This is a genomic window from Flavobacterium sp. TMP13, from assembly GCF_050847115.1.
Taxonomy (GTDB): Bacteria; Bacteroidota; Bacteroidia; order Flavobacteriales; family Flavobacteriaceae; genus Flavobacterium.
Map to the genome: position 1 here is coordinate 1,157,140 of NZ_CP193656.1, position 12,310 is coordinate 1,169,449.

General features: G+C 36.9%; 9 protein-coding genes. 5 read left to right on the forward strand and 4 right to left on the reverse strand.

What is annotated here, in order from left to right; genetic code table 11:
* Positions 1–203 precede the first annotated feature (203 nt).
* On the forward strand, positions 204–1,001 hold the full coding sequence (locus ACRASX_RS05085) for a lysophospholipid acyltransferase family protein (RefSeq protein WP_432222638.1): 798 nt from the start codon (positions 204–206) through the stop codon (positions 999–1,001).
* 202 nt (positions 1,002–1,203) lie between these two features.
* Here the strand turns inward: ACRASX_RS05085 and recA are convergent, their stop codons facing one another.
* The 4 genes from recA to ACRASX_RS05105 all read right to left on the reverse strand — a co-directional run bounded on the left by recA (position 1,204) and on the right by ACRASX_RS05105 (position 4,435).
* Positions 1,204–2,211, reverse strand: a complete 1,008-nt coding sequence (gene recA / locus ACRASX_RS05090; RefSeq protein WP_157492766.1) for a recombinase RecA — start codon at positions 2,209–2,211, stop codon at positions 1,204–1,206.
* A gap of 144 nt (positions 2,212–2,355) precedes the next feature.
* Positions 2,356–2,868 carry an acyl-CoA thioesterase gene (locus ACRASX_RS05095; protein ID WP_066313485.1) on the reverse strand — a complete coding sequence of 171 codons (513 nt, stop codon included), beginning with the start codon at positions 2,866–2,868 and terminating at the stop codon, positions 2,356–2,358.
* Positions 2,869–2,898: 30 nt separating this feature from the next.
* Positions 2,899–3,282, reverse strand: coding sequence for a DoxX family protein (locus tag ACRASX_RS05100; protein ID WP_432222639.1), 384 nt, complete (start codon positions 3,280–3,282; stop codon positions 2,899–2,901).
* A gap of 4 nt (positions 3,283–3,286) precedes the next feature.
* Entirely contained in the window at positions 3,287–4,435 is a 1,149-nt protein-coding gene (locus ACRASX_RS05105; RefSeq protein ID WP_432222640.1) for an ATP-binding protein, read from the reverse strand.
* Between the two features lie 427 nt (positions 4,436–4,862).
* Between ACRASX_RS05105 and ACRASX_RS05110 the strand changes: the two genes are divergently transcribed.
* The 4 genes from ACRASX_RS05110 to ACRASX_RS05125 all read left to right on the forward strand — a co-directional run bounded on the left by ACRASX_RS05110 (position 4,863) and on the right by ACRASX_RS05125 (position 12,275).
* A complete protein-coding gene (locus ACRASX_RS05110) occupies positions 4,863–5,309 on the forward strand; it encodes a hypothetical protein (RefSeq protein WP_066312219.1) in 447 nt (148 codons plus the stop codon).
* Positions 5,310–5,450: 141 nt separating this feature from the next.
* Complete coding sequence (locus tag ACRASX_RS05115; RefSeq protein ID WP_432222641.1) at positions 5,451–6,746, forward strand: hypothetical protein; 1,296 nt, start codon at positions 5,451–5,453, stop codon at positions 6,744–6,746.
* Between the two features lie 101 nt (positions 6,747–6,847).
* Positions 6,848–8,317 carry a gliding motility-associated C-terminal domain-containing protein gene (locus tag ACRASX_RS05120; RefSeq protein ID WP_432222642.1) on the forward strand — a complete coding sequence of 490 codons (1,470 nt, stop codon included), beginning with the start codon at positions 6,848–6,850 and terminating at the stop codon, positions 8,315–8,317.
* Between the two features lies 1 nt (position 8,318).
* Positions 8,319–12,275 (forward strand): PorP/SprF family type IX secretion system membrane protein, encoded by a 3,957-nt coding sequence (locus tag ACRASX_RS05125; protein ID WP_432222643.1) that lies wholly within the window; start codon positions 8,319–8,321, stop codon positions 12,273–12,275.
* Positions 12,276–12,310 lie beyond the last annotated feature (35 nt).

A 12,310-nucleotide genomic window follows, 5' to 3' on the forward strand; every position in this document is an offset into this window, starting at 1 on the left:
TTTTTCTGATCTGCGAAGTTCGCAAAGTTTTTTTCAAATTTCGTAAAAGTTTTTGGAAACTGAATTAATTTACTAAATACCACCGCTCTTTTATTACATTTGAGCCTTGTAAAATTGATCTAGGCTTACAGATTTTTTTTGTAAGTAACTTTAGAACAAGAAGTCAGAACGTATTTCAACATTAAAAACTATATTCCCCATAAATGAAATTTCTCAAAAAGCCTTTTTGGATTCTGTATCGCATTTGGTTTTACGTCTTAATGGCGATTCCAATTCTAATTATGTTTCCATTTTTAGTTCTTTCCATTTTAAAAGAAAGTGGCTATCCTTATTTTTTTAAAATGGCTCGAATTTGGGCTAAATTTATTTTATTCGGAATGGGGTTTTACTATAAAGTGGAGCGAGAACAACGGTTGCAAAAAGGTAAAAGTTATATGATCATTGCCAATCATACCTCAATGACCGATATTATGTTGACATTGGCTGTGGTTAAAAATCCATTTGTTTTTGTAGGTAAGAAAGAGTTGGTGAAGATTCCGCTTTTTGGATTTTTTTATAAACGGACCTGTATTTTGGTTGATAGAACGTCTTCGAAAAGTAAGATGGACGTTTTTGCTCGCGCTCAAAGTCGCTTAAAACAAGGACTTAGCATTTGCATTTTTCCGGAAGGTGGAGTACCAGACGACGAATCGATTGTATTGGACGAATTTAAAGATGGCGCTTTTAGATTAGCGATTGAACATCAAATTCCTATTGTACCCATTACGTATGCAGACAATAAAAAACGATTTTCGTATACCTTTTTTAGTGGGAGTCCTGGAAAAATGAGAGTAAAAATTCATGCCGAAATTGCTACGCAAGGGAAAACTGCAGAAGATCGCAAAGCTTTGCGGGATGAATGCCGCCAGCTAATTTACCAGCAATTATTAAAATTTCAGTTGCGAAAAAAAAGGAAAAGAGAAGTTGAATTAGTTCACAATCAAAATGTTATCGATGAATAATTTTTTCGGATATAAAAGTAAATACACGACGAATTTTCACTCTGGTTTTTCTGCTGAAAAAAGGTTTGGTTAGTAGCATTTTACAAAAGATTAGTTAGACAAGCAAATGACGTTACTTTTGTAAGAGTAGCTTTTATAAAAAAGGTTGCGTGAAAAATAAAAAAAGCCCGAAAATTTTTTCGGGCTTTTCAATTTTAAAAAATTATGCGTTCGCTAATTCTTTGATATGTGCTTTAATTTTTACTTCTAATTCATCGGCCATTTCAGGATTGTCTTTAATTAAAGACTTTACAGCATCACGGCCTTGTCCCAATTTAGTTTCGCCATAACTGAACCAAGAACCTGCTTTTTTAACGATTTCGAACTCAACGGCTAAATCTAAAATTTCACCTGTTTTCGAAACTCCTTCTCCGTACATAATGTCGAATTCGGCAATTTTAAATGGTGGAGCTACTTTGTTTTTAACGACTTTTACTTTAGTTCTGTTTCCAATTACGTTGTCCCCATCTTTAATTTGAGACGAACGACGAATGTCCAAACGAATCGAAGCGTAGAATTTTAGTGCATTTCCACCCGTTGTCGTTTCAGGATTTCCGAACATAACACCAATTTTCTCTCTCAATTGGTTGATAAAGAATACTGTACAATTTGTTTTGCTAATGGTTCCTGTTAATTTACGCAGAGCTTGTGACATCAAACGTGCATGAAGACCCATTTTAGAATCTCCCATTTCGCCTTCAATTTCACTTTTTGGAGTTAAGGCAGCTACGGAGTCAATTACGACAATGTCAATCGCTCCCGAGCGAATTAAATTTTCAGCAATTTCCAAGGCTTGTTCTCCATTATCAGGTTGAGAGATAATCAAGTTTTCAATATCCACTCCTAATTTTTCGGCGTAATTTCTATCAAATGCATGTTCCGCATCAATAAATGCAGCAATTCCTCCTGCTTTTTGAGCTTCCGCAATTGCATGTAGTGTCAAGGTTGTTTTACCAGAAGATTCAGGTCCGTATATTTCGATAATTCTACCTCTTGGATATCCATTTACTCCTAAAGCCAAATCGATTCCAAGAGAACCAGAAGAAATAGTTTCCACTTCAACAATGGCCTTGTCGCCCATTTTCATCACGGTTCCTTTTCCGTATGTTTTATCTAATTTATCAAGCGTTAACTGTAACGCTTTTAATTTAGCATCTTTCTCCGAACTCACTTTTTCTTTTTCTTTCATCTAAATAATTATAAATCTGTTCTGTAGTATACAAATCAGTACCAATAAAAGTCTGATTTTGATTGTTTTCGCGTTCTAGTTTTCGTAAAAATAATTCTTTTTTTCGAACAAACAATGGCTTTATTTTTATGGCAAAAATAAGGCTCTTAATTCGGTTGCATCCGCAGGTTTTATTTTTCCAGCGAGCAATAAACTCAGTTGTTTGCGTCGCAGGGCAGCTTCAAACCTGCTCTTTTCTAAGTCAGTTTCTGGAACAACTGGTGGCACTTCAACAGGAACGCCGCTATCATCAACGGCTACAAAGGTATATATGGCTTCGTTGGCTTTGGTACGGTTACGCGATTCGCGGTCTTCTACCCAAACATCGATGTAAATTTCCATGGAACTTTTAAAAGCACGAGAAACTTTGGCTTCAATTGTTACCACCGCACCTAGTGGAATTGCTTTGTTAAAGGCTACGTGATTCACGGAAGCAGTTACAACAATACGACGAGAGTGTCTTCGAGCAGCAATACTTGCGGCACGATCCATTCGGGCCAAAAGTTCACCACCAAAAAGGTTGTTTAAAGGGTTTGTTTCGCTTGGCAATACCAAGTCTGTTAATATTGTTAATGATTCTGAAGGATGTTTTGGACTCATTTGCATGTTTTAATGTAATAGTGTTGAAATTTAATTCAACCAGTAAACAGCCATTACAGCTGGAATAAAATAAATAGCGATGGTTCTTGCTCCATCATAATCTTTGGCCAATCGTTGACCGAAAAGCAACATTAGTAATGTAATACACGAAAAAACTGCTCCATAAAAACCGTATTCGCGACCATCATTCATAAGCAGTTGAATGGCTCCGACAATGCATAAGATACTCGAAATTAATTCAAGAATCAAAATATGCAAGAGCGCTAGTGGAACTTGGTTTTTAAGTTGGGTTTTAGCAAAGTGCTCTTTAAGCCAAGAGACATTGTCTTTCCAATAAAAAAGTTTATCATAACCCGATTGTAAAAAGGTTATTGTTAAAAAAGCTAAGATTAAAATTGAAGCTACATTATTCATTAGGTTATTTTTTATGAATTAAACGGGTTAGTTTTATGGATAAATCGGTTAGTATAATTTTAGCATTTCCATTGCGCTCAATGTGATACATGGCAGTGGATAGTTCCTCAAAAATGGAGGTTATATTGTTACCGTTTACAAAAGGAGCAAAGTTTTCGAGTTTAAATTTCGCTACTTTAGGTTGCATATAAACCAATTTTGGCGTTTGGTAATTTAACAATAAAGCTTGACGGAACATTTCGATACAAAAGCCGATAAATTTTTTCTGACTTTCACGACCAAGACCAGCAATTTTTTCACTCCATTCAATTAAATCTTGAATCGCGGCTGCATTTCCTTTTGCTTTAAAAGCAGCACGAACCCAAACGACAAACCATTGTTCAAATGGATCCTCAGTAGCATCTTGGTTCAATAAAGACACGGCTTTATTATAATTTCCTTGTGCTTGATGCGCAATTTTAAGAGCCAAATTACTTTCTATTTTATGCTTTTCAATTAAGGCTTCAGCAACTACTGCTTCACTTAAGCCATTAAAATGAAGTACTTGACATCTGGATCGAATGGTTTGAATAATGTCTTCTTCGTTTTCGGAGATTAATATAAATAAGGTTTTATCATGAGGCTCTTCTAATAACTTCAATAGTTTATTGGCTGCTGCAGTATTCATTTTGTCCGCCATCCAAATAATCATAACCTTAAAACCACCCTCATACGATTTTAAGGCGAAAGATTTTAGTACTTCTTGGGCATCTTCTACGCGAATTTCTCCTTGTTTGTTTTGTACGCCCAACAGGTTATACCAATCAAATAAACCGCCGTATGGATTTTCTAAAATAAATTTGCGCCAATCCTGAATAAAATCTAAACTTTTAGGTTTCGTTTTTACGTCTTCGGTGGTTACCGTTGGGTAAATAAAATGCAAATCGGGATGTGAAACCGAATCGAATTTTAAATTACAAGCTGCATTTCCATTTGAATTTTCGCCGTCGCTATTGCCACACAAGATATACTGCGCATAAGCTAGCGCAATGGCCAAAGTTCCGCTGCCTTCTGGGCCAATAAAAAGTTGCGCATGCGGAATGCGCCCCATAGATGCGCTCTTGGTTAAATGCGTTTTAATGTGATCTTGACCTAATATATCTGAAAATAGCATGCAGCAAAGATAACAGAAAATGATTTATGCAATAATTTAAGGGACTTAAACTTTCGATAGCTAATTTTTATAAAAATCGACGTTTCAGGAGCCTCGAAAAGCATTTCTTAAGGCATTTTTTCACAAAAACTTTATTAACAGTATTTTGTTAATATTCTTTTGAAGGACAGCAGCAATTGAAAATATTCTTTGTTAAATTAATGCTGTTATTAGTGCTAAAAAGATGTTAAATTTTAAGAATTTACCTATGTAGTTAAAATTTAACAAATAGCCTTCCAAGCTCGATTAAAGACACTTTTAGCCGTCAGAACGCTGTTTATTAACACTATTAGTAGTTGCTTCTGTTAAAATATTATCACAATAAAGTTGCAAATTAACTTAATTTATATATTTTTGTTTTTATTAATGAATATTTAAAATCGAATTTATGAAAGGGAAAATTATTTTTTTAAGCTTATTCTTATTATTAGCTACCGAGGTGATGTCATCTCAAAATAAAAATGCACCTCAAAGTATAATTAGTACAACTGCAATTATCCGTAAATACCATTCTCAAGATGAATTGAAAGGAATGCAAAAAGGAGAATTACTTGAACTGTATATTGAACGTATTAAAGTTTTAACTAAAACCCTACCGTACATTGCATTGGCGACCAAGCCAGGTGTAACTATGGCAGATTTAGGTATCCCTATGGATAACGAAAATAAAAAAGTTCAGGACAGCCAAGTAGCATCTACAGACTCGTACTTAAATGTAACCGTAGATTTTCAACGTAAAATGATGCCCTATTCTGATAAAGATAATTTGGTAGCAGCAATTTTATTTTACGAAAATACCATTAAGTCATTACACCTTTTCAATGAATACAATTAGTAACTCTTTTAAGTTTTACTTTCATAAATAATAGTGAGAACATTTTATTTGAAAGTAAATTACTAGTTTTTTATTCTATTTAAAACTAATAAGACTTCAAATGCGTATGTTCTTAGTATTAACATAAATACCTACAATATCATGAAAAAATCATTACATGTTATCTGGATTACACTTGTTATGGTTTGCACAGCAAATGCACAACAAGAAAAAGGAATTATTGGATACAACAATTGGTTAAACAATTGGACTGAATTCAAACCTAATAAAATTGAGTATGGAGAAGCAAATCAAATACTAGCTGGAAATATTTCGGTAAATACTAAGTTATTAAAAAGAAACATCTACGTTTTGCAAGGGCAAGTATATGTAACAAATAATGCAGTACTTACTATTGAACCAGGTACTGTTATTATAGGTGATGCGGATACTAAAGGAACATTAGTTATTTCTAAAGGTGCCAGTATTATTGCTGACGGATTAGAAACTGACCCTATCGTTTTTACTTCTAGTAAAGGTTTAAAAAAAGCGGGAGACTGGGGTGGAATCGTGATTTTAGGAGATGCACCGATCAATAAATTTGGAGGGATTTCTTCTATTACTTACGATTTAAATCCGGCCTTAACTATTTATGGCGGTCAAAATGTGGAAAGTAATTCAGGTATTTTAAGATATGTTCGTGTAGAATTTGCTGGTAAAAAAGTAAGAGGTTCTACTGCTATGAATGCGCTTACATTGGCTGGAGTAGGAAATAAAACTGTTCTAGAGAATGTAATGGTAAGTAATTCAGGTGGAGATTCATTTGCAATTATAGGTGGAGAATTAAGTCTTTCTAAATTTGTGTCATATCACTCGGTGAATGACGATTTTAAATTTACTCAAGGAACACAATGTAAAATATTTAATTCGCTTGCTGTACGTTCTTCTTATGTAACGAGCAACAAAGATGGATCTCGTTGTATGGAAGTAATTTCATATGATAAAAAAGAAGAAACAGATTTTAGTAAAAAACGAACTTTAGTTACGGCTTCAAACATTACGATGTTAAATGACAGTCAAAACATTAGTGCTGATATCCAGTCAGGATTGGTAAAAGAAGCCATTTACATCGGTAGTGACGCTGCTCTTGAAATCAAAAGAAGTGTAGTTTCAGGATTTAATCCGGCCGTTATTTTAAACAGCCAAATTGAGATCAACGATAAAAATTTAAAGAAAATCAAAATTGAAGAAATGTATTTCAATATGTGTAAAGGAAATATCTTTACAGAATACAATTCAAACAATGAAGATTTAGAAAACTGGTACGGTAACAGTATCTTTTTTAACGTCTACTCACAAACAGATAACAATGAAACTTTTATTGATATCATGAATCCTAAGAGACCAGATTTTAGAATCAAATTAGGAAAAATTACTGCTGCTTCTGGCAAGTTTTAATTTCAGTAAAAACATAAATAATAGGTAAGGAATTAGTGATTCGTCGCTAATTCCTTATCACTTTTGCCCAAAGTATCTTATAAAAGAATGATAGCCCCCAAATGTTAAAAAAAATTCTTTTTATTTTGTTTTTGGTAACCCCATTAGCAAATAAAGTAATCGCGCAAACACTAAAAATTGGAAAACCTAATTTCGATTTTAGTCAAGCTTGTGCCAACTCGGCCTTTAATTCATTTGAAGTGAGATTTAATTTCTCCACTTCTACTCCATTAGATCCGAACAATCAGTTTATAGTAGAGTTGTCCGACCCCGAGGGCGACTTTGCTATACCTACTGCTCTATATCAGTCTAAAAAAGGTGAAATTACTAATAATGCAGTTTCGTTAATATTGAGTCTTCCAGTTACTGCGTCTGGCGAAAATTATCAGATTAGAGTTAGAGCAACAGAGCCTGCTGTTACTAGTTCAAAGTCCAGTATTTTCCCCGCTTATTACAAAGCACACGACTCACAATTTACCATAAATAATACTATTCCCTCTGCGACTTATTGCGCAGGAGGTAGCTATGTTTTATCTATTGATTCAAATGGTAATGGAGTAACAAATTCTCCTTTGCAATACTCTTTTTTAAGCTACAACTGGTACCGAGACAATAGTACACCTTCATTATCGCTACCTCCCACTTTGCTTGCCACTGCAACATCAGGGTCTTACACGGTAAGCACACCAGGAGTATATTATGTAGAAACTAATTACGGTACTTGTACGTCAGATTCTTATTCTAATTACGTGACCGTTACAGAGGCTAATACCACTGCTGCTGCTACCGTGGTTTCAAGCTTGGGCAATCCTTTCTGTTCAACTTTAGGAGCTACAATTTTAAGCACTACAGCAGGTAAAAGTTACCAATGGTTAAAAGATGATGTCGCGATAAGTGGCGCAACAAATAAAACTTTTTCAGCAACTTCAGCTGGAAAATATTCTGTTAAAGTAGATTATGGTGGATGTCAAGCGAATGGCTCTATCGTCTTGCAAGAGTATCAAATGACTGCTAGTCTTAATGTACCTTTGAGTCCTGCAATAAAACAGATTGTTTCTGGCGAATCTTTTAATGTAGTTGTTGCGACAGATGCAAATAATCCTACATACAAATGGTACCTTAATGAGACTCTAATTGAAGGAGTTAATTTAAACAATTACTTGGTTGAGGTAAAAGGAAAGTATAAAGTAATAGTAACTGAAGAAGGAACTTGTAACTTAAGTAAAGAGCTTTCTTTTATTATTAACGATTCCAATCCTTTTGCGGATGTTCCAAATATTCCCAATTTAATTAGTCCGAATGGTGACTTTGTAAACGATACCTGGATTTTACCAAACGAATATGTTAACGGTAGCAATGCAGAAGTAATGATCATTAGCGGTAATGGGAATGTAATTTTGCAAACGACCAATTATCAAAATGATTGGCCTTCAAATGAAATCGAATTTAAAAATATAAATCCAGTTTATTACTATATTATTACAACACAAGATAATAAAGTTAGAAAAGGATCCATAACGGTTATAAAATAATATGAAGAAAATTTTACTATTCATAACTTTATTTTACGGTGTTACCTTTCCACTCTATTCACAGAAAACTGATTCTGGGGATGGAGTTGTTTCGTTTTCACTGCCGATAAGGAATTCTATAAAGTACAACCGTTTTGCCGTTAATCCAGCTTTTAGTTTTGTTAGAGAACAATCTACTATTGCAAGTTTTTATAACAAAAGACAATGGATAGCATTTGATGATGCGCCACAAACGTATGTATTTAGTTATTCGGGTCGTTTCAGAGAAAACGAAGGAATAGGTATAGGCGTTTTTCAACAAAATTACGGGTTGCTTACCACTTTTGGTGTTATTGCAAATTTTGCGCACAATTTAGTACTTCAAGAAGACAGCAATTTGACCTTCGGTTTAAATGTATCTGCTTATAAAAGCGGTTTAGATCAAGGAAAAGTAATTGTAAATACACCCGATCCATCTTTAAATGATATCCCTTCCAATACCATTTTAGCGGTTAATCCAGGAATCAATTACGGAAATGCATTTTGGGACGTAGGTCTAGCGGTTCATAATCTAGTGCTATACAATTTTGCTAGTTCAGAAATTGTAAAAGAAGACCCAGAGCAAAGTGTACAAGTGCATGGTATGTACACGGGATATTTAGATTCGTACGGCTTTTTAGACCGAAGCAAATTTTCTGCAATGGCTCGAACTGAATTCAAAAAGGATGAAATGGTTATTTCTGGCGTTGGTATGTTCATGATACCGCAAGGGGCATGGGCTCAAGTAGGCTACAATACTGTTTTTGGTTTTTCAGCAGGATTAGGAGTCAATGTTACTCCAAAAATATCAATTGAATATAATTACGAAAGAGGCACAGGAAATTTTTCAAATTTTGGTGCTTCGCATGAATTTTTAATAGCATATAAGTTCAAAAGTAAAAATTATTATTACGGTGACGATGAAGAAGAGGGTGCTTTAATTGCTCCAGCTCCGGCGCCTAAACCAGCGGCAACGACTGCAACTAAAGCACCTGTACAACGTGTGAGTGCAGAGCAACGTGCTGCCGAGGCTAAACTTCTTGCTGCTGCAAAAGCTAAGGCGGATGCAGAAGCGCTTCAAGCTAGACTCGCAGCTACCAACAAAGCTAAAGCGGATGCTGAAGCATTGCAAGCAAAATTAGCAGCGGACGCTAAGTCAAAAGCCGATGCAGAAGCCGTTCAAGCAAAATTATCTGCTAGTGATAAAGCTAAAGCGGATGCAGAAGCACTTCAAGCTAAGTTAGCCGCAGACACAAAGGCCAAAGCTGATGCAGCCGCAGTTCAAGCAAAGTTTGCAGCTGAGGCTAAACTTAGAGCTGAGGCTAGAGCTAAAGCTGATGCAGAATCACTTAAATTAAAAATTGCGGCTGATGAAAAAGCAAAAGCAGCAGCTGTAGCATATCAAGTTCGTTTAGCAGCAGATAATAAAACTAAAGCAGAAGCAGAAGCGATCAAAGCAAGACTTGCCGCCGCCGCTAAGGCCAAAGCTGATGCTGAAGCACTTAAAGCCAAACTAGCAGCTGATGCTAAAGCGAAAGCCGATGCAGCAGCTTTACAAACGAAACTAGCAGCAGATAATAAAGCGAAAGCGGATGCAGCAGCATTGCAAGCGAAACTAGCAGCTGATGCTAAAGCGAAAGCCGATGCAGCAGCTTTACAAACGAAACTAGCAGCTGATGCTAAAGCTAAAGCGGATGCAGCAGCTTTACAAGCGAAACTTGCTGCAGATGCGAAAGCTAAAGCAGACGCCGAAGCTGCACAAGCGAAATTAGATGCAGCAGCATTACAAGCAAAACTAGCGGCGGATAGGAGAGCCAAGGTTGATGCCGAAGCTACACAAGCAAAATTAGCTGCCGATGCGAAAGCAAAATCTGATGCGGAAGCGTTGAAAGCCAAACTTGCTGCAGATGCGAAAGCTAAAGCAGACGCCGAAGCTGCAGCAAAATTAGCTGCCGATGCGAAAGCAAAATCTGATGCGGAAGCGTTGAAAGCGAAACTTGCTGCAGATGCGAAAGCGAAAGCAGACGCCGAAGCTGCCCAAGCGAAAGCCGATGCAGCAGCATTGCAAGCGAAATTAGCTGCAGATGCTAAATCTAAAGCCGATGCGGAAGCGCTTCAAGCCAAGATTGCAGCAGATGCGAAAGCTAAAGCCGACGCCGAAGCTGCCCAAGCGAAAGCCGACGCAGCAGCATTGCAAGCGAAATTAGCGGCGGATAGCAGAGCCAAAGTTGATGCCGAAGCTACACAAGCAAAATTAGCTGCCGATGCGAAAGCAAAATCTGATGCGGAAGCGTTGAAAGCCAAACTTGCTGCAGATGCGAAAGCTAAAGCAGACGCCGAAGCTGCCCAAGCGAAAGCCGATGCAGCAGCATTGCAAGCGAAATTAGCTGCAGATGCTAAATCAAAAGCCGATGCGGAAGCTTTACAAGCGAAACTTGCTGCAGATGCGAAAGCGAAAGCAGACGCCGAAGCTGCACAAGCGAAAGTCGATGCAGCAGCACTACAAGCGAAATTAGCGGCGGATAGGAGAGCCAAAGTTGATGCCGAAGCTACACAAGCAAAATTAGCTGCCGATGCGAAAGCGAAATCGGATGCGGAAGCGCTTCAAGCGAAACTTGCAGCAGATGCGAAAGCGAAAGCAGACGCCGAAGCTGCAGCGAAAGCCGATGCAGCGGCATTACAAGCGAAATTAGCGGCGGATAGGAGAGCAAAAGTCGATGCGGAAGCTACGCAAGCGAAGTTAGCAGCTAATGCAAAAGCGAAATCTGATGCCGAAGCGTTGAAAGCCAAGCTTGCAGCAGATGCGAAAGCGAAAGCAGACGCCGAAGCTGCAGCGAAATTGGATGCAGCTGCACTACAAGCAAAACTAGCGGCAGATATCAAAGCAAAAGTTGATGCGGAAGCTACTCAAGCGAAGTTAACAGCTGATGCGAAAGCTAAATCGGATGCCGAAGCATTAAAAGAAAAACTTGCTGCTGATGCAAAAGCGAAAGCCGATGCTGTACAAGCAAAATTAGATGCAGAAGAAGCAGCAAGAATAGCAGCTGCCAAATCAGTTCAGAAAGACGAAACGGCCAAAGCCATGGATAACTTGGCGGAGAATTTTGGGTCGACCTCAAAAACGCAGTCTGACTTAATTGCACAATTAAACGCTGCTGTTGCAAACAAACAAAAAGAATTGGATGACATGCGCGAAGAAAATGACTTGAGTGAAAAAGGAATTTACAGAGAGCAAAAAGAATTAGTGTTCAAAAGCGTTTCTGGAGAAGCAGCTCAGTTAGAGAGTTTGAAAAATCAAATTAGCGATGTCAATAGAAGTCAAAAAATCGCTTTAGATAACTTGACTAAATTATATAACGATAGACTTAAGAAAGTGCCGAATAAAAATGATGCACTCAACAAGTCGTACTTAGAAAAAATTGAAGCATTAAAGGCCGAGCAGTTGGCAGCCGAAAAATCGAATGCTGCACTCTTAGCTAGTTTAGAAAAAATTAAAGCAGAAACCGAAATCGAACGCAAGCGTCGTATTAAAAGAGCAGCTTTTGAAAACGATCAAGGAAAATATACCCAAGATCAAGTAGCCTTAAAACGAATTAAGGAAACGACCAAATTAAGTGCGACTGCTTTAAAAGCAGCAGATTTTGATTTTGGTGAAGAGCAATCGAACATGCAGATCATTAAAAATGTTAAGAACGAACAAAGCGGTTATTATTTAATTATTGCCGTTCATAATAGCGTCGAGAAGAGAGATCAGTTTTTAACCAAAGCAGTGGCAGCGGGACGATCAGATATTAATTTCTTTTACAATGTCAATACGAGTAAGTATTACATCTATTATGAGAAATTTGACGGATTAGAAGATGCTCAAAAAGCATTAGAAAATAAAGGGACAAAACCATATAATGAAAAAATGTCGGTGGTGAAACTCGAAAACGAATAAAAGTATAAAACAAAATTATAAAAGAACTGCAGTTG